The following is a 17,077-nucleotide window of genomic DNA, read 5'->3' as shown; positions in this document are numbered from 1 at the left end:
GGCCCGCCATCAAGGGCGGGCCGTTCTGGCAACAAACAGGAGGTAAAATCAGGCGGCCTGCGCCTCTTCACCCGGATCACGCAGCACATAGCCGCGCCCCCAGACGGTTTCGATGTAGTTTTCACCATTGCAGGCATGGGCAAGTTTCTTGCGCAGCTTGCAGATGAACACGTCGATGATCTTGAGTTCGGGTTCGTCCATCCCGCCATACAGGTGGTTGAGGAACATTTCCTTGGTCAACGTGGTGCCCTTGCGCAGCGAGAGCAGTTCCAGCATCGCATATTCCTTGCCGGTCAGGTGAACGCGGGCGCCATCAACCTCAACGGTCTTGGCATCCAGGTTAACCGCCAGCTTGCCGGTGCGAATGACCGACTGCGAATGGCCCTTGGACCGGCGCACAACCGCATGAATGCGGGCGACGAGTTCTTCGCGGTGGAATGGCTTGGTGACGTAATCGTCGGCACCGAAGCCGAACGAGCGCACCTTGGAATCCATTTCGCTGATACCCGAAAGGATCAGCACCGGGGTCTGCACCTTGGCAACGCTCAGTTTTTTCAGCACGTCATAGCCGTGCATGTCCGGCAGGTTCAGGTCGAGCAGGATGATGTCGTAATCATACAGCTTGCCGAGGTCCAAACCCTCTTCCCCAAGGTCCGTGGAATAGACATTGAAGCCCTCAGAAGTCAGCATCAGTTCGATGGCCCGTGCCGTGGTTGGCTCGTCCTCGATCAGCAGTACGCGCATGGGATATCCCCCTTTGCCCCGAATTTCCCGACTGCTAACCACCTGGCAACAGTCGTTGTCGTCCATTAACCATATGACCAATGAAGATGAAAGGTTAATTTCTCGTAAACGGCGGAACTGCGCGAGTCGTTTTGGTTGGGTGCGGTCGGCCCATCCGGGCCTCCCTTGCAACACCAGCCCGCTGATGGTACCCTATGGGTGGTCGGGCCAGGGGAGCGGGCTGGTGTTGCAAACCAATCGCGGATGCGATTGGCGCACTAATCAAAATTTTCCCCTACCCCTCCAGCACCGCAGTCGCGGGGTGATGCCGGTCAAGGTGCTTGCGGATGATCTTGAGGTTCTTGCTGTTCGACCGGTACAGCAGGTCAAACAGGTCGCCCGCAACCGGAACCGCGCCCACCAGGCTGTCGATCCCGACATTGCCCGCCATGCGCCACAGCTGCCAGCGCGGCAGGCCGAGGTTGCGGGCTTCCCAGACGAGGTAGAGCCCCATCGCGCCGGTGATCAGATCACCCGCACCCGGCAACAGGCCGACAATTGCGTCAAGCCCGACCTTGCGCCCGATCAGTGGCACTTCGATCATGCCTTCCAGCAATCGTTCCAGCGCCTCCACCCGGCGGCGGACCGAGAGGGCATCGGTGCCCAGCGGCAAGTCCTGGATAAAGGGTTTAACGCGATCCTGAGCCATTAGGGTCTTTCACGTAACGCAGCCCAAGTCAGGCCGCAGTGCCTATTTGGGGCGCATGGCCATCGGCATCAAGGGGTGCAAGGCGCGGCGGTTGACCATGAAGCCGGTGGCATTGCCCGATACGACCGACCAACGGATCGGCGCGCCAAAGGGAATATAGCCGTTGGCCATGGTCAATTGCGCTTCGGCCTGGGCGTAAAGATCATTGCGCTTGGCCGGATCAGGTTCGCTGCGGGCCTGGATTGCCAGCCGATCGGCAGCCGGGTTGCAGGCCGCCGGGGCGACCTGGCAGCTCAGCTGGTTCAGATACCAGCCAATCCGGGCATAGCGCGCCACGCTGTCAACCAGCCGCAGATCGGCTTCGGCCGCAAGCCGGACGCGCTGCACTTCCAACCCGATTGCGGTGTAATCGGCCGACAGGCGGCGGAACAGAGCATCAGCCCCCGGCCCGGCTGGCAGCGCGATGCGCAGCGGCGTCAGCTTGTGCGCGGCTTTCCAGCGCGCAACCCGGGCGGCTGCTTCGGCGCGGCGATCGGCCTGCGAGCGGCCCTGCCAGCGTTCGCCCACGCTGCCATTGTCATCCCCGCTGCCCGGATTGACGATCCGGGTGGTCTGCAGCCAACCGCCCACGCCCAGCGCCGTGGCGATGCCATCCCGGTCAATCGCCATGGCCAGTGCCTCACGATTTTCGGGCAGATCAAAGAATCCGTCGCGATGCTCAATCGCCAGCCCGAACAGGCCGGACACCGGATCGAACCGCAGCGCACCGCGCGCTACCCCGCTGGCATCGAGCCGGGGAAAGTCCTGAAACTGGCCGCCGAGCACGAAATCAACCTCGCCGGTGTTGAACCGGTCAATCGCCTGCTGGGCCGGCAGGGCAACCAGGCGCAGCTTGCGGCGGCGTTCCTGCCAATCGGCCTGCTGGGGCAAGCCGCGATCCTCGGGCGGGATCGGAGATAGTGTGGCCACGCCCTTTTTGCGGGCCAGCTGCATTGGTCCGGCCCCGCGCCCGCGCCAGGCCAGGCCGAGTTCGGGCTGGGCCAGCAATTGCAGCAGATCAGGTGATTGCTGGCTCAGCCGGATTTCGACCACGCGGCCCGCCATGGCGCGCACTTCTTCGATTGCCGCCAGGTCATCGCCAAACGCGCGGCCGCGCAAGGCTCCGATGGCCTGCACCAGCGCCGCGCGCGCGGTTTCGCCGGTGATTGGCGAGCCATCGGGCCAGGTTCCGTCGCGCAAACGGAAGATATAGGACATGCCATCATCGGTAACGATCCACCGGTCCGCCACGGCAGGCACCACGCGGCCTTCCTCATCCAGCGCAACCAGCCCTTCGACCGTTGCCGCACGGACCAGTTCGGCGGCAAACGGCAGCCGCCCGGCGGTGACAAAGGGTGCGCCGGGATCGCCGATCACCGCAACGTCGACCGCCTTGTCGTCATCGCTGCTGCAGGCCGCAAGCGTGGCCAGGGCCAGGCCGGCCAGCAGCGCCAGGGGGGCTCGGAAAGGCGGGTGGATCGACACGCCGCCTCGTCTTAGGGGATTTGCAGGGGCAGTGACAACCGCTGACCGCGCTCTGGCCGCGAAAGTCAGATCTTGCGCAAGGCGCCCGGTTCAAACTGGGCGAGCGGCGGGCGGACATAGCGCGGGGTTCCTTCCCCGCTGGCGATCGGTGCGCGCGCCACCATCGGATCGATTTCCTCGCGGAAGGCCACGCCAAAGCGAGTGTCCTGCACCCAGGCGACCGATCCTTCGACCCAGCCGATGTTACGGATCTGGACCCAGCACAGCTGGCCGCGCTGCACGCCAAGGTTGCCTTCGGCCATCAGCCCGCCCGAAGACAGGTTGCGGACCCGCACGCGGTGCTCTCCGCCAACTCCGTCAAGGCGCAGCTCAGCCATGACGAACAGGCTGTCGCGCGCGATCTGCCGATGCTCGCTATCGCTCATTGCCGTCACCGTCGCTCCAACGTTCTGGGGCCATCGCGGCCCGTGCCTGGCTTCTCACTAAGAGATTCACCGTGGCTGAATGCTAAAGCGAACTAGCAAAAATGCGGTTAACGCCCTTATAGGGTTCAATCGTCGCGAGAAATTTTCTCCCGACGCTCGTGCGCTTCCTGCGCTTCGACCGTCATGGTGGCGATCGGGCGGGCCGAAAGGCGGCCCAGACCGATCGGTTCGCCGGTAACCTCGCAATAGCCGTATTCGCCTTCTTCGATCCGGCGCAGGGCCGAATCGATCTTGGCGATCAGCTTGCGCTGCCGGTCACGCGTGCGCAGTTCGATCCCCCAGTCGGTTTCGCTGCTGGCCCGATCGTTAAGATCAGGCTCGCGGATCGGGCCGTCCTGCAGCTGCTGCAGGGTATCCTGCGCGGCTGAAAGGATCAGCTTTTTCCATTCCTGCAGCAGCCGCCGATAATAATCGAGCTGCGCTTCTGCCATGTAGGGTTCGTTATCGCCCGGGACATATTCGCCCGCGATCGCACGTTTCGCCTTGGCAAGGACGTCAATCTCATCGCCCAGAACGGTTGCCATATACTCTCCACACCAGACCAGCCGGAACCGAGGGTTCCTGCGGCCCCGGGTTTTTCCCGTCAGCCACCCGCGCCGGATCGAGCGGGCCTATAGAACTCCGCAGAATCCCGCACAAGCGGCAATGCGGACCGAAACTGGATTCATCAACATTAAGCAAAGCCGAACAGGCCAGGGAGCCCGTTTCACGGCCCTGTCACACAGGCATGTGACACGGCGATGTCGCATCACGGGACAAATTAACGTCGGCGTTAACCTTTTGTTGACCATGTTCGGGAAGTTTGAACCCATCGGCGGTCCTGATCGGGATCGCAATTAGGGGGTTTCGAAATGAGCACTGCCTGGATCCAGAACGGAAATTTCGCCGGCCATTTTGCCGGGCCGGTTTCGATTGCGGACGACACCAGTGAAGACCTGCTGGTCGCGAGCTGCCTTGCCGCCGCCGCCCAAGGGGACATCAGCGCCTACTATGATCTGGGTGTTGCCTATTCCACTGGCAGCCACGGGGTCGATTGCGATCTGATCGAAGCGCACAAGTGGTTCAACCTGGCCGCCGTTTCGGGCCATGCCGAAGCCCAGCTGTGCCGCGCCGACATCTCGGACGAAATGACCGCCCGCGAAATCGCCGAAGCCCAGCGCCGCGCCCGCGAATGGCTCGCCGCCAGCGCCCGCCGCGCGGCCTAAGTCTTCCTGAAGGGCGTCCGCTCGCTCAGGTAGTTGCGGTCAGCGGCAGTTCCCGCCCGCTCGCGCGCCAGAAAGTCCGCAACCGCGCTGCGGAAGCCCGGGTGGGCGATGTAATGCGCGGACCAGGTCTCAACGGGTTCATAACCGCGGGCCAGCTTGTGCCCGCCCTGGGCGCCCGCCTCAACCCGTGACAGCCCCAAGGCGATCGCCGCGTCGATTGCCTGGTAATAGCACAGCTCAAAGTGCAGGAACGGCTTGTCGACCACGGCGCCCCAGTAGCGGCCATAGAGCGCGTTCGGCCCGATAAAATTCAGGGCCCCTGCCACCGGCTCGCCGCCTGCAAAAGCAAGAACCAGCAGGATCTGCTCCCCCATCCGCTGCCCCAGCAGGTCAAACGCGGCACGGGTCAGATAGGGCCGGCCCCATTTGCGCGATCCGGTATCCTGATAGAAATGCCAGAACGCCTGCCAGTGTTCGGGCCGGATTTCCGCCCCGCGCAAGGCCCGGATCTCCACCCCTGCCTGCGCCGCCGCGCGCTCCTTGCGCAAGTCCTTGCGCTTGCGGGATGACAGCTGGGCCAGAAAATCGTCGAAACAGGCATAGCCGCGATTGGTCCAGTGGAACTGGATATCGCTGCGCGGCAGCCAGCCCGCCGCTTCGAACCACGGCAGCTGCGCCGGTTCGATGAATGTCGCGTGGGCCGATGACAGGCCGTTGTCGGCGCAGACCTGTTCCGCCGCGCGCAGCAGCAGCGCCGCCTTGATCGGATCGTCCGTCAGCACGCGCGGCCCGGTGGCCGGGGTGAACGGCACGGCGATCTGCAGTTTGGGGTAATAGTTTCCGCCCGCGCGGTGCCAGGCATCGGCCCAGGCATGGTCGAACACATATTCGCCCTGGCTGTGATCCTTGAGATAGGCCGGGAGCGCGGCTTCAAGTGCGCCATCCGGTCCCTCGATCACCAAGGGCGCGGGGCTCCAGCCGGTGCCGGGACCAACCGAGCCTGAGTCTTCCAACGCAGACAGGAAAGCATGGCTCAGGAACGGGTTGTCAGCGCCCAGCGCATCCCATTCGGCAGCGGGCAGTTCCCCCACTGCACGCGCGATCCGCACGCTGGCCGCAGGCGCGCTCACGCGATTCCGGTACCCTCCGCGATCGGCGCATCGGCATATTTCGCGGCCCGTTCAACATGATCCGCATCGCGCACGGTCCAGGTCAGCACGGGAAAGCCGCGCTTGCGCTGTTTGGCGGGGAACCAGCTGCGCAGATCGCGCACGTCATAGGCGAGGAACTGCGGCCGGGCATGCCAGAAAGCGATCCGGCGCTTGAGCCGCCCGATGAACGCCTTGGCCCCCTCCTCGGTCACCACCAGACCGCGAATGGTCAACGGCGAGAATTCGGAGAACCAGCGCACCACGCGCGGGTCAAAGCTCATCACGGCATGCGGCCCCAGATAGCCTTCCAGCGCGCGCCGCACCGTGGTGCACAGCGCGCTGGTGCGGGTATCGGGGTTGCTCTTGATTTCGATCAGGATCGGCACCTGCCCGCGCACCTGATCCAGCACCTGGCGCAGCGTGGGGATGCCATCTTCCCCGCCGGTCAGGGTGATCCGGCCCAGATCCGCGGCAGAGCGGCGGTGAACCGGCCCGCTTTCGGCCGTCAGCCGTTCCAGCGTGTCGTCGTGAAACACCATGGCGACGTCATCCTGGCTGCGCAGGACATCGCATTCGATCCCCATCCCCCGGGCCATCGCCGCAGTGAAGGAGGCAGGCGAGTTTTCCGGCACGCCGGGGCCGTGTAGCCCGCGATGGGCATAGCGCCACTCACCCAGCCACCGCACCCGTTCCGGGTTTGGCGGCGGTGCGAGCCAGCCGTCAAGCAGGCCGAACAGCAACGATTGCGTCCACTTCCACGGCAACGCCCAGCGGCAGGCTGGGCACGCCAACCGCGCTGCGGGCATGCTTGCCGGCCTCACCAAACACCGCGACCATCAGTTCGGAAGCACCATTGGCAACCTTGGGCTGGTCGGTGAAATCGGGGGTCGAATTGACGAAGGCCCCCAGCTTGACCACCCGTTCCACCCGGTCAAGCGAGCCGAGTGCAGCTTTCAGCTGCGCCAGGATCATCAGTCCGCAGGCCTGCGCGCCCAGCACGCCCTGTTCCAGGCTGAGGTCTTCGCCCAGCCGCCCGTTGAGGCGCTGGCCATCGATGATCGAGACCTGACCCGAAACATAGGCCAGCCCGCCCGCGATCACGACCGGGACATAGGCCGCAACCGGCGCGGCGGGTTCGGGAAGGGTGATGCCGAGTTCGGCCAGTCGTGCGTCAATGTTCATGGTGCCACCTTACAATCGCGAGAGCAGCCACGGCAAGGCATGTTCCCACGTATCAATCCGGGCATGGGCATGCCCCGCTTCGAACCCGCATTTGATATGCGGGGCCAGAGTCGGTTCACCACATAGGTGAAGTCGATCGATATGAGGAACCAATTCAGCCGCAGAGCCATGATGCTGGGCCAGATCGTCGATAAACACCGCCTTTGACGGCTGGTATTCATCCAGGATCGCCTGCAGCGCCGGGCCCTTGGGCCCCTGGTTGGTGAATACCCGGTACGGCATCCCGTGATCCGCCAGTTGCCGCTGCCGCGCGGCGTTGTGCTTGTCATGCAGGTTGGTCAGGATCACCACGTCGGCATGCTCGGCCAGGGTATTGATCGAACCGACCGCTCCGGCAATCGGGCTTTGCCGGTGCATTTCATTGTCGAAGAACAGGTTCAGCAGCTTCCAGATTTCCGCCGGATCGATCGGCTCGCCGCTATCCTTGTGGCGGATCGCATTGCCGAAATCGTTGCCGATCAGCTTGAACGAAACCGGCTGGCTTTCTTCCAGCCATTCGCCGAACGGCACGATCATGTGCAGCAGCACTTCATCGCAATCGCTGATGATCAGCGGTTTTCCCATGGTGTCACAACCTCTTTCGGGCAGAGATCAGCTCTGCCGGTTCAATTCCCAGCGCATCGGCCGCCGCGACCAGATCGGGTTCGTAGCTGGCCAGAAAATCCAGCACCGCCGCCAGCATGGCCGGATTGTCCAGCCCCCCGCGCAAGGCATCGGGGGTCAGCCCGGTCAAGGCCAGCAGCCGATCCGCCCGCGCGCTGTCGCCCAGCACCCAGCCGAGCGCACCCAGCGCCAGAACGGTGGCATCGTGCGCCGGGGATTGCGGCTCGCGGATAATTGTCTCTCTCCGTGATCGGGCGTAGGGCGCATGCCATGGCAAAGCGTATCCTTGTTGTCGAGGACAACGACCTCAACCGCAAGCTGTTCTGCGACGTATTGCGCAGCCAGGGCTACGGCGTGGAACCCTGCGCCGACGGACTGGAAGCGCTGGACAAGGCACGGCAGTTTGTCCCCAACCTGATCATCATGGACATCCAGCTGCCCAATGTCTCTGGCCTTGATCTGATCGAAGCAGCCAAAGCCGACGCAACACTGCGCTCGATCCCGGTGCTGGCGGTAACCGCCTATGCCGGCAAAGGTGACGAAGAACGCATCCGCGATGCGGGCGCGGAAGGGTACTTGGCCAAGCCCGTCTCGATCGGGCCGTTCATGGCGGCGGTGAAAGCGCTGGTGGACCGCTAGCCAAAGCGGCGGTCAGCGCGGCGCTTTCCTACATTGGTGAGACCTGTCATATTGTGCGATCAGTCCGTTCCCCGGACCGAAAGCTGCGGGGAAATGACCCAGAAACCGCACATGTGTCACCTTGTTTGGAATAATGTATTGATCTGAAATAAGAAGTTGGCCGGACAGAGTGTCACCTTGGTGTCACCCTTGTCCGCCGGTCTTGCTACTTCACGGCTGGCGGCAGGCGCACCAATGCTTGACAAATTCGGCCCCACGCCGCTTTTCCGCCCCATTCATCGGCCAGAGCGCCGTCACGTCAATTCCGGAGCTAAGACAACAATGGATCGCGCCGCTACCGCCGAGAAAATCGCCGCCCTGATCGAACCGTTCAACAAGAAGGGCGTGGCGATCAGCGATGCCACGACTTTTGCCGGGGATCTTGAATTTGACAGCCTGACCGTGATGGATTTCGTCGCCGCGATCGAGGACGATTTCGACATCATCATCACCATGAACCAGCAGGCCGAAATCGAGAATTACGGCCAGCTGGTTGACGCCGTGGTAAAGCTGCAGGGCTGAGGGGGCCGGAGCCGCGATGACTGACCTGTTTTCCAAATTCGACCCGCTGATCGAAACCCGCCGCGCACTGCTGGCGACCGGGGTGACCGATCCGTTCAATCTGGTGATGGAACGGGTGATCTCGCCCACGGTTGCGATGTGCAGCGGGCGCGAGACGATTTTGCTCGGCACGTACAATTACATGGGCATGACCTTTGACCCCGATGTGATCGAGGCGGGCAAGCAGGCGCTGGACGATTTTGGCGCCGGCACCACCGGCAGTCGCGTGCTCAACGGCACTTATGCCGGGCACCGCGCGGTCGAAGAGGCGCTGAAGGAATTCTACGCCATGGATCACGCCATGGTGTTTTCCACCGGCTATCAGGCCAACCTTGGGATTATCTCAACGATCGCCAGCAAAGGCGATTACATCGTGCTCGACATCGATAGCCACGCCAGCATCTGGGATGGCTGCAAGATGGGCGATGCCGAGGTCGTGCCGTTCAAGCACAATGACATCGAAGCGATGGAAAAGCGGCTGAAGCGCATTCCCGAAGGCGCGGGCAAGCTGGTGGTGCTGGAAGGGGTCTATTCGATGCTGGGCGATATTGCCCCGCTGAAGGAAATGATCCGCGTCGCCAAGGAAAACGGCGCGATGGTGCTGGTGGACGAAGCGCATTCGATGGGCTTCATCGGCCCCAACGGACGCGGCGTGGCCGAGGATCAGGGCTGCCTGGACGATGTCGATTTCGTGATCGGCACTTTCTCCAAATCGGTCGGCACGGTCGGCGGCTTCTGCGTATCGAACCATCCTAAGTTCGAAATCATGCGGCTGGTCTGCCGTCCCTATGTGTTCACGGCGAGCCTGCCGCCCAGCGTGGTGGCAACCGCCTGCACCTCGATCCGCAAGCTGATGCACGCCGGCAACAAGCGCGCGCATCTGTGGGAAAATTCGCGGGTGTTGCACAAGGGACTGAAGGACAAGGGCTTTCAGCTGGGCACGGACGAGCCGCAAAGCGCGATCATTTCGGTGATCATGCCCGATCTGGAACGCGGCGCGATGATGTGGGAAGCGCTGCTGCACGAAGGGCTTTACGTCAACCTGGCCCGCCCGCCCGCGACCCCGGCCGGGATGACCCTGCTGCGCTGCTCGCTCTGCGCGGAGCATAGCGCCGAACAGGTGCAGACGATCATCGGCATGTTCGAACGCGCCGGGCACACGGCCGGGATCATCTGAGGGGATCGGCGGTGACGCGGCGCTGGCGCATTGCACTGCTGCTTGCGGCGATTGCTGCGGTCTGGGCGGCGAACCACTGGCGCTATTGGTGGGCTCCGGCCTATCAGAAGCAAATGGTGGACCAGCCCTGCCCGGATGATCCGGCGGCCGATCCGCTGGCGGTGCCCGGCGACGTGTTCGGCATCTGCGTCCACCGGGCCGACAACCGGCGGCTGGCCGCTGCCGGTCTGCGGCCGGAACTGGTCTTTTACGGGGATTCGATCGTCGGGGACTGGGATGAACTGCAACCCGGCCTGTTCGGGCGGGACTGGGTCAATCGCGGGATCGGTGGCCATTCCAGCGCCGCGCTTTTGCCCCGGTTCCGGCAAGACGTGATCGCGCTGCGTCCCCGGGCCGTGCTGATCGAGGCGGGGATCAACGATGTGATCGGGCGCGGCGGCCTGATCGGTCCGGCGGAATACCTCGCCAATATCGAATCGCTGATCGATCTGGCCCAGGCCAACGGGATCGCGGTGATCGTGGCGACCATGCCGCCGGTGGAACGGTTCCCGACCCGCCCCCGGCTGGCGCCCTATCCCCGGATCGAGCAGCTCAACACGGCGCTGCGCGAGATGGCGGCGCGGCGCGGGGCGGTGCTGGCGGATTTCCATGCCGCGCTGGTCGGGCCGGATGGCAAGACCCCCCGGCCGGGGCTGAGCCTGGACGGGGTGCACCCTTCGGCGCAGGCCTATGCCTTGCTCGAACCGGTGGTGCGCCGGGCCCAGGCCGCGCTGCCGGCACGGCCAGCGGAGCAATCTTAGGGGTACTTGGCCTTGAGGTAGGCCAGGTCTGCCGCGAGGTCGAAGCGGAAGCGCAGGTAGTCCGCGTCGAACGGATCCTTGACGTGGAGGACCTGCAGCGCGGGGTTATAAGCGCAGACCAGGCGGCCCTTCGCCCGGGTGAAGAAATCGGCATGGTCCAGCCGCCGGACCTGCGGATCCCAGCCGATGCTGCGCACGGCTTCGGTGCGCGCGATGAAGAAGTTGCTGACCTTGTCCCCCACGGTCAGCGGTCCGATCCGGGTTCCTTCTGGGATCAGCGAGGAGGCCGCCGACGGGTGCAGGGCTCCGCCAAGCGAGTGGTTCCAGCCGTAGTGCGGCAGGTCAAGCATGACCCCGCCCATGATGGCCAGATCGCTCTGTCCGCGCAGCAATGCCAGCGCGGCGGCCAGGCCGGTCTTGCGGAAGAACACCAGATCGTCATCAAGGTTGATGACATAGGGTGTTTCGACCGCAGCCAAGGCGGCATTGCGCCCCGCGCTGACCCCGCTGTCAAACGGCAGGACCAGGGTTTCGGCATGGTGGAAGGGAGTGGACACGCGGCTGTCATCGACCACCACGATCCTGAGGTGGGGATGGAGCGCGCGGATCGAATCAATCAGGGCCTGGCAGCGGCGGGGGCGCTGGAAGGTCTTGATCACGGCGGTGACATCGCTGAGGTCAGCCGGATCGGGCCGACGCGGCAGGACCAGGCGCTGGAACGCGAGTTCGGCCCCGGTCAGCGCGTGAAAGGCGGTTCTGGCAAGCGGGCGCAGTGGCCCCTTGACCAGGGCCTGCCGGACCCGCACTTTAAGCTTTCGGGCGATCGGGTTCATCACGGGGGGCATACCACCGCGCGGTGCCAAGGGAATGGAGAAGTTCGCATATGCCAGTCCGTCCGCGCACCTCAGCCCTGCTGCTGACCCTGCCCGCGCTGCTGCTGTCGGCACCGGCATGGGGCCAGACGACCACCGCCAAGCCGGAGAGCTACATGCTGGACGAAGCCTGCACGCCGCAATCGGCGGGTGCCTATAACCCGCAGGCCGACTGGGCCTGGCTGTGCCGCTATCACGCTGCCAATCTGGCTTTGCCCGGCCAGCATGCCGACATCGTGTTCATCGGCGATTCGATCACCGAGGGCTGGAGCCGCTTCACCCCGGGGCTGTTCACCGGCGGGATCGTCAACCGCGGCATTTCCGGCCAGACCAGCCCGCAACTGCTGTTGCGCTTCATGGCCGATGTCATCGCGCTGAAACCGCGCGTGGTGCACCTGATGATCGGCACCAACGACATTGCCGGGAATACGGGGCCGACCACGCCCGTGGCTTACCAGAACAACGTCCGCGCGATGGTCACACTGGCGAAAGCCGCCGGAATCCGCGTGATCCTCGGCTCGATCCCGCCAGCCGACCGGATGAGCTGGCGGCCCGAGGTAAAGCCCGCCCCGCGCATAGCCGAACTGAACCGGTGGTTGAAGGACTATGCCAAGGAGCAGCAACTGACCTTTGCCGATTACCACGCCATCCTGTCCGGGCCGAATGGCGAACTGCGCACCGAATTCGGCCGCGATGGCGTGCATCCCGAAGCGGCGGGCTATGCGGTGATGGAGCCGGTCACGCGGGCCGCGCTGGCGGCGGCGCTCAGTCGCGCGGTGCCGTAACCGGCTCGCCCTTGTTTTCTGGCACCAGTGGCCAGAGCAATTGCTGGCCGAACCCGGCGTGGGGCAGGTTTTCCACCCCGTAGCTTTCCGGATAACGCCGGGTAATCCGCGCTGATCCAAACAGGACATCCCAGAAAAACAGCAGGTTACCGTAGTTCCCTTTGTAATGGGTCCCCGGATCGGTGGCATGCTGGCCGTGGTGGGCATGATGGGTCGCCGGGGTTGAGATGGTGCGTTCCACCAGCCACATCAGCGGGGACAGCGCCTTGATCCGATACAGCGGCCGATCCCAGGCGGCATCGCTGTGCGCGGCGATGATCACGGTCTGCTTGACCACCACATAGCCGGCATAGACCCAGCCGAGCCCGAGGTAGACCAGCACGCCCGAAAACCAGATCGCCGGCATCATCGCGTAATAAAGCAGGTTGTTGCGATAGACGAGCCGGACACTCATGTACCCGGCATTGTGGTGCGCACGGTGGAGGTTGTAGAGCCAGGCGGTGGAGTGCGAGGCGCGGTGCCACCAATATTGCGCCATATCGTCGAACACCAGGAACAGCAGCACCGCCGCCACGATGTTGAGATCGGTCAGCGCCCCCCGGTACTGCGGCAGCCAGTGGTCGAGCAGCCAGTCGGTTGCCAGCACGATCGCGGGCTGGGTCAGCGCCAGCAGGATCACCGTGCTGGCCACTTCGACAACCGCATCGTCGCGGGTCTGGCCAGGTTTGGCGAACAGGCGGGTGCGCAACAGTTCGATCAGTGCGAAAGTCAGATAGACCCCCAGCACGGCCCAGGTGGACATTGGCATGCGCTTTATTCCCCGTTTCAGTCCAGCGGGCTGGTTTCCAGCCCCGCAGATCCCTGCGCCGCCTTGGCGCGGGCAAACCCCGCGCGCTGGCTCAGCCGCTCCAGATAGGCCTGCATCCCCGGTGTGACCTGTTGCTCAAGCCCGATGCTGAGCGCCAGCATCACCGCATAGCCCACCGAAATGTCGGCCATGGTAAACCGCCCCGCCGCTGCGAATTCCCCGTGCAGCATGGTTTCTGCGGCGCGCAGCCGCGATCCGAACCACAGCGCATAGTCCTCTGCCGCCTGGGCCACGCGGCGCTCGGGCGGCTCCAGCCGGGTGTAACGCAGGTGGATCGTCTGCGGGAACGTCAGCGTCGCCTCGCCCATGTGCAGGAAATTGAGATAGCGGGCATAGTCCGGCTCGTCCGGCGCCACCGCCAGGTCCGAAGGGCCGAACCGCGTTGCCAGGAAATGCGGGATCGCCGCGCTTTCCGTCATCAGCGCGCCATCAACTAGCAGCGCGGGGATCGTGCCGAGCGGGTTGATCTCGCGGTATCCCTCCACCCTGACGCGCGGCGGGAAGGGCATCAGTTCAAGGGCATAGTCCAGACCCAGTTCTTCCAGCGCCCAAAGCGCGCGGAACGAACGCGCATCCTTGCAGTGGTAGAGCGTGATCGCATTCATGCCGCAGCGGCGAGCGGCGCAACGGCATCGCACTTGGCATTGCTGTCATTGCCCCCGCCCGACAGCGCAGCGGCAGCAATGAACCCGCCCACCACCAGCACCACGAAACCGGCCGTGGCCAGGCCCAGGTACTTGTCGATGAAGGCCTTGATCGGCGCACCGAACAGGCGGAACAGCACGCCCACGATCATAAAGCTGATCGACCGGCTGACCAGGCTGGCCAGCACGAAAGTTACCAGCGGCATGGCGATGAACCCGGCGGTGATCGTCAGCAGCTTGAACGGGATCGGGGTGGCGCCCTTGATCATGATGATCTCTGCCCCGTATTCGCGCAGATAGCAGGCCGCCTTGGGAAAGCTTTGCGTCAGGCCCAGCAGTGCCAGCAGCTGGGTGCCCAGCGTGTCATACAGGAAATGTCCGATCGCATAGCCCAGCAGCCCCCCGGCGACCGAGGCCAGCGTGGCGATTATGGCAAAGCGGATCGCCTTTTTGGGTTCGGCCAGACACATGATCCCCAGCAGCGGATGCGGCGGGATCGGAAAAAAGCTTGCCTCAACAAAGGCGAACAGCGCCAGCCACCATTCGGCACGCGGATCGGCGGCCTTGGCCATGGTCCAGTCGTAGAGGCGGCGCAGCATATGGGTTCCCTTGGCTCTGAGCGTCAGGCCGCTTGCTTAATGAGCAAGCGCGCGGGCGACAAGCATGTGCTGCAAATAACCATATTGGTTCTTTGCGCTTGACAATGTCACGCTGATATGGCACATATAGAGAACATCGCGATAGTCCGATTCGCCTCCACCTGCACCGGCCCGGCGTTATCGCGATACCCCTTCCTTTCCCGCACAGGAGAACCGGATGAGCACGGCCCCCATCGCGCCGGACGGCGCGCAGTGCGCCCTCCCGGCGCTGACCACGCAGCCCGATTGCACAGCCCGCCAACCCCGCCGCCGCTTGCCCGGCACCGCCCAGGTCAAGCGTAACTGGCGCGGCCGCTTCATTGCCGCCCTGATCGAAACTTCCAATGTTACCCGCGCGGCCGAAGTGGCCGGGATCACCACCAGCCAGGCCTATCATGCCCGCGCCCGCTATCCCAATTTTCGCCGCCTGTGGCAGGCCGCGCAGACCGAAGGCTATCGCAACCTTGAAATGGAAGTGCTGGGATACCTGCGCGATCCCAACCCCGGCTACAAGATGGATGTCAGCAATGCGATCCGCGTGCTGACCCTGCATAAACAGTCACAGGCCGAACAGGTCGCCCAGGACGAGGCGGCTGACGAAGCCGACGTGCTGGAATCGATCACCGCGATGATCGAGGACATGCGCAAGCGCAATGCCGCCAACACGGCGCTGCTCGAAGAACAGGACCAGGGCGATGAAGGCGACTGAGCCGGGCCGCCTGTTCGAAGGGCTGTCGCGCTCCGAATGCCGCGAATTGCTAAGCCGGATGGGCCATCGCGAGCGCCGCTCGCTGCGGACCTGCTGGTACCTGTGGGCTCATGACGGCCAGGTTGCGCCCGATGCCGCTTGGCAAACCTGGCTAATTCTGGCCGGGCGCGGGTTTGGCAAGACCCGGGCCGGGGCAGAATGGATCCGGGCGATCGCGGAACAGAACCCTGCGGCCCGGATCGCGCTGATTGCGGCCTCCTTGCATGAAGCGCGCGCGGTTATGGTTCAGGGCGACAGCGGCTTGCAGGCGATCGCCCCCAAGGACAAGCGCCCGCGCTTTGAACCGTCCAAACGGACCCTGACCTGGCCCAACGGGGCTCAGGCCACACTCTATTCCGCCGGAGAACCCGAAAGCCTGCGCGGCCCGCAGCACAGCCACGCCTGCCGGCCAGTCGCAGAAAGAGGGCTACGTCAATGAAGCCCTCAGTCGGATCGATGCGCTGCTGCACGTGGCGATCGAAGCCACTCTGGCCACCCCGCCATCCGCAGCGATCGACGGCCAATGCTGGATCGTCGGCAGCGGCGCGAGCGGCAGCTGGGCAGGAAAAGATGGGCAGATCGCCTGCTTCAGCGGTGGCAACTGGCTGTTCATGAGCCCGCGCGATGGAATGCGGGTGCTGAATCGCGAAGCTGACCAGGACATGCGCTATGTCGACGGCTGGCTAAAGCCCGCCAGGCCCGCGGCACCAAGTGGCGGCACGGTAATCGATTCGGAAGCCCGGGCGACCATATCTGCGCTGATCTCAGCACTGGAACTGGCCGGAATCCTGCCCCCAAGCTGACATCACGACTGGAAATTTCGGTCCGTTTTACCCAAACCTGTGCAATTCCTGCCGTATTTTCGTGTCGTTTCATGGAATTCCGCAGCGGATTCGAGGCATAATTGCAACAGTAGTGGTGTTTGAGCGCTTGCGCCGGGGATTCTAAGCAGTTAGAAAACGCGGCACTCGGTGGTTCAATCCTGCTAAAAGGGGAAAACGATAATGCGGAAACTGGTCATTGGGATGGCCCTGGCCACTACGGCCATGGCGACGCCAGCCCTGGCTCGCGATGATTCTTGGTATGTCGAAGGTGATGCCGGTGGCACCATCGTCGAAGATATCCAGAACATGACGGGCGTTAACAATCTCGGCATCCTGGAAACCAAGGCTGGCTACGATGTAGGCGGCATTGTTGGTTATGACTTCGGCGCATTTCGCCTCGAAACCGAAGCCAGCTATCGCCGTGCGCACATCAAGGCTTATCGCAGCCCGACGCTCAACTACACCTATTCGCCCATGGTCGGCGGTGCTTCGGCACTGAGCTTCATGATCAACGGCCTGATCGATTTCGGACCCGATGATGGCCTGCAGGGCTATGTTGGCGCCGGTGCCGGTGTTGGCCGCGTGAAGAACCAGATGTTCATTCCGACCACTGCTCTGCAAGTGAACGATTCGGACACTGGTTTCGCTTGGCAAGGTCTGGCCGGCGTGCGCATGCCGGTTTCCAGCAACGTTGATCTTGGTTTGAAGTATCGCTTCTACAACCAGTTCAACAACGACCTGGTGAACGCTGCGGGCAAGAGCATTCGCACGCGCTTCCGTTCGCACTCGCTGATGCTGACGCTGGGCTACAACTTCGGCGCGGCTCCTGAGCCTGTTGCT

The 17,077-nt window shown here is 63.8% G+C and carries 24 protein-coding genes; 10 read left to right on the top strand and 14 right to left on the bottom strand.

Going from position 1 to position 17,077, the window contains the following annotated elements; all coding sequences use genetic code 11:
* Positions 1 to 48: 48 nt before the first annotated feature.
* From ctrA to dksA, 5 genes are all read right to left on the bottom strand, one after another.
* Positions 49 to 744 (bottom strand): response regulator transcription factor CtrA, encoded by a 696-nt coding sequence (gene ctrA / locus MNBBLIKP_RS07815; RefSeq protein ID WP_088309172.1) that lies wholly within the window; start codon positions 742 to 744, stop codon positions 49 to 51.
* Between the two features lie 274 nt (positions 745 to 1,018).
* Positions 1,019 to 1,432, bottom strand: a complete 414-nt coding sequence (locus MNBBLIKP_RS07810) for a DUF4112 domain-containing protein (RefSeq protein WP_088309170.1) — start codon at positions 1,430 to 1,432, stop codon at positions 1,019 to 1,021.
* A gap of 42 nt (positions 1,433 to 1,474) precedes the next feature.
* Positions 1,475 to 2,956: an ABC transporter substrate-binding protein gene (locus MNBBLIKP_RS07805; protein ID WP_254912957.1), complete on the bottom strand. Its 1,482-nt coding sequence runs from the start codon at positions 2,954 to 2,956 to the stop codon at positions 1,475 to 1,477.
* 65 nt (positions 2,957 to 3,021) lie between these two features.
* Positions 3,022 to 3,381: a PilZ domain-containing protein gene (locus tag MNBBLIKP_RS07800; RefSeq protein WP_088309168.1), complete on the bottom strand. Its 360-nt coding sequence runs from the start codon at positions 3,379 to 3,381 to the stop codon at positions 3,022 to 3,024.
* Between the two features lie 125 nt (positions 3,382 to 3,506).
* On the bottom strand, positions 3,507 to 3,965 hold the full coding sequence (gene dksA, locus MNBBLIKP_RS07795; protein WP_088309166.1) for an RNA polymerase-binding protein DksA: 459 nt from the start codon (positions 3,963 to 3,965) through the stop codon (positions 3,507 to 3,509).
* A gap of 327 nt (positions 3,966 to 4,292) precedes the next feature.
* Here dksA and MNBBLIKP_RS07790 point away from each other — a divergent pair, with 327 nt between their 5' ends.
* The gene (locus tag MNBBLIKP_RS07790) at positions 4,293 to 4,646 is read left to right on the top strand and encodes a hypothetical protein (protein WP_254912956.1); all 354 of its coding nucleotides are present in this window, start codon (positions 4,293 to 4,295) and stop codon (positions 4,644 to 4,646) included.
* Here the strand turns inward: MNBBLIKP_RS07790 and MNBBLIKP_RS07785 are convergent.
* From MNBBLIKP_RS07785 to MNBBLIKP_RS07765, 5 genes are read right to left on the bottom strand one after another with little or no spacing between them, the layout of a single operon-like run.
* A complete protein-coding gene (locus MNBBLIKP_RS07785) occupies positions 4,643 to 5,776 on the bottom strand; it encodes a GNAT family N-acetyltransferase (protein WP_088309164.1) in 1,134 nt (377 codons plus the stop codon). The two genes, MNBBLIKP_RS07790 and MNBBLIKP_RS07785, sit on opposite strands and share 4 nt — an antisense overlap.
* On the bottom strand, positions 5,773 to 6,537 hold the full coding sequence (locus tag MNBBLIKP_RS07780; RefSeq protein WP_088309162.1) for a glycerophosphodiester phosphodiesterase family protein: 765 nt from the start codon (positions 6,535 to 6,537) through the stop codon (positions 5,773 to 5,775). Before MNBBLIKP_RS07780 ends, MNBBLIKP_RS07785 begins: the two co-directional genes overlap by 4 nt.
* Positions 6,518 to 6,979 (bottom strand): RidA family protein, encoded by a 462-nt coding sequence (locus MNBBLIKP_RS07775; protein WP_088309160.1) that lies wholly within the window; start codon positions 6,977 to 6,979, stop codon positions 6,518 to 6,520. The genes MNBBLIKP_RS07780 and MNBBLIKP_RS07775 overlap by 20 nt, the downstream gene beginning before the upstream one ends.
* 9 nt (positions 6,980 to 6,988) lie before the next feature.
* Positions 6,989 to 7,603 (bottom strand): hypothetical protein, encoded by a 615-nt coding sequence (locus tag MNBBLIKP_RS07770; RefSeq protein WP_088309158.1) that lies wholly within the window; start codon positions 7,601 to 7,603, stop codon positions 6,989 to 6,991.
* 4 nt (positions 7,604 to 7,607) lie between these two features.
* Entirely contained in the window at positions 7,608 to 7,919 is a 312-nt protein-coding gene (locus tag MNBBLIKP_RS07765) for a DUF3572 domain-containing protein (protein WP_441339269.1), read from the bottom strand.
* Between MNBBLIKP_RS07765 and MNBBLIKP_RS07760 the strand changes: the two genes are divergently transcribed.
* From MNBBLIKP_RS07760 to MNBBLIKP_RS07745, 4 genes are all read left to right on the top strand, one after another.
* The gene (locus tag MNBBLIKP_RS07760; RefSeq protein ID WP_088309156.1) at positions 7,913 to 8,281 is read left to right on the top strand and encodes a response regulator; all 369 of its coding nucleotides are present in this window, start codon (positions 7,913 to 7,915) and stop codon (positions 8,279 to 8,281) included. The genes MNBBLIKP_RS07765 and MNBBLIKP_RS07760 overlap by 7 nt on opposite strands.
* 321 nt (positions 8,282 to 8,602) lie before the next feature.
* On the top strand, positions 8,603 to 8,842 hold the full coding sequence (locus MNBBLIKP_RS07755) for an acyl carrier protein (RefSeq protein ID WP_088309154.1): 240 nt from the start codon (positions 8,603 to 8,605) through the stop codon (positions 8,840 to 8,842).
* 16 nt (positions 8,843 to 8,858) lie between these two features.
* Positions 8,859 to 10,058, top strand: a complete 1,200-nt coding sequence (gene spt / locus MNBBLIKP_RS07750; protein WP_088309152.1) for a serine palmitoyltransferase — start codon at positions 8,859 to 8,861, stop codon at positions 10,056 to 10,058.
* Positions 10,059 to 10,069: 11 nt separating this feature from the next.
* Positions 10,070 to 10,858, top strand: a complete 789-nt coding sequence (locus tag MNBBLIKP_RS07745; protein ID WP_088309150.1) for a GDSL-type esterase/lipase family protein — start codon at positions 10,070 to 10,072, stop codon at positions 10,856 to 10,858.
* Here the strand turns inward: MNBBLIKP_RS07745 and MNBBLIKP_RS07740 are convergent.
* The gene (locus MNBBLIKP_RS07740; protein WP_176399712.1) at positions 10,855 to 11,691 is read right to left on the bottom strand and encodes a glycosyltransferase family 2 protein; all 837 of its coding nucleotides are present in this window, start codon (positions 11,689 to 11,691) and stop codon (positions 10,855 to 10,857) included. The genes MNBBLIKP_RS07745 and MNBBLIKP_RS07740 overlap by 4 nt on opposite strands.
* Positions 11,692 to 11,741: 50 nt before the next feature.
* Here MNBBLIKP_RS07740 and MNBBLIKP_RS07735 point away from each other — a divergent pair, with 50 nt between their 5' ends.
* A complete protein-coding gene (locus MNBBLIKP_RS07735) occupies positions 11,742 to 12,515 on the top strand; it encodes a GDSL-type esterase/lipase family protein (protein WP_088309148.1) in 774 nt (257 codons plus the stop codon).
* Here the strand turns inward: MNBBLIKP_RS07735 and MNBBLIKP_RS07730 are convergent.
* From MNBBLIKP_RS07730 to MNBBLIKP_RS07720, 3 genes are read right to left on the bottom strand one after another with little or no spacing between them, the layout of a single operon-like run.
* Positions 12,496 to 13,323: a sterol desaturase family protein gene (locus MNBBLIKP_RS07730; protein WP_088309146.1), complete on the bottom strand. Its 828-nt coding sequence runs from the start codon at positions 13,321 to 13,323 to the stop codon at positions 12,496 to 12,498. The genes MNBBLIKP_RS07735 and MNBBLIKP_RS07730 overlap by 20 nt on opposite strands.
* 17 nt (positions 13,324 to 13,340) lie before the next feature.
* A complete protein-coding gene (locus MNBBLIKP_RS07725; protein WP_088309144.1) occupies positions 13,341 to 13,988 on the bottom strand; it encodes a glutathione S-transferase family protein in 648 nt (215 codons plus the stop codon).
* Positions 13,985 to 14,626 carry a YqaA family protein gene (locus tag MNBBLIKP_RS07720; protein WP_088309142.1) on the bottom strand — a complete coding sequence of 214 codons (642 nt, stop codon included), beginning with the start codon at positions 14,624 to 14,626 and terminating at the stop codon, positions 13,985 to 13,987. The genes MNBBLIKP_RS07725 and MNBBLIKP_RS07720 overlap by 4 nt, the downstream gene beginning before the upstream one ends.
* A 217-nt stretch (positions 14,627 to 14,843) precedes the next feature.
* On the opposite strand from MNBBLIKP_RS07720, the gene MNBBLIKP_RS07715 reads away from it, so the two are divergent.
* The 4 genes from MNBBLIKP_RS07715 to MNBBLIKP_RS07700 form a co-directional block, all read left to right on the top strand.
* On the top strand, positions 14,844 to 15,374 hold the full coding sequence (locus MNBBLIKP_RS07715) for a hypothetical protein (protein WP_088309140.1): 531 nt from the start codon (positions 14,844 to 14,846) through the stop codon (positions 15,372 to 15,374).
* Positions 15,361 to 15,852, top strand: coding sequence for a terminase large subunit domain-containing protein (locus MNBBLIKP_RS07710; protein ID WP_088309138.1), 492 nt, complete (start codon positions 15,361 to 15,363; stop codon positions 15,850 to 15,852). The genes MNBBLIKP_RS07715 and MNBBLIKP_RS07710 overlap by 14 nt, the downstream gene beginning before the upstream one ends.
* Before the next feature lie 31 nt (positions 15,853 to 15,883).
* Entirely contained in the window at positions 15,884 to 16,216 is a 333-nt protein-coding gene (locus MNBBLIKP_RS07705) for a DUF2793 domain-containing protein (RefSeq protein ID WP_254912955.1), read from the top strand.
* Between the two features lie 201 nt (positions 16,217 to 16,417).
* Positions 16,418 to 17,077: outer membrane protein (locus MNBBLIKP_RS07700; RefSeq protein WP_140420550.1), on the top strand; the 660-nt coding region annotated here is incomplete at its 3' end.

This window comes from Novosphingobium sp. B 225 (genome assembly GCF_002198665.1).
GTDB lineage: Bacteria > Pseudomonadota > Alphaproteobacteria > Sphingomonadales > Sphingomonadaceae > Novosphingobium.
Note: the sequence above shows the minus strand (reverse complement) of the source record. Positions and strands in the feature narration are given on the sequence as shown.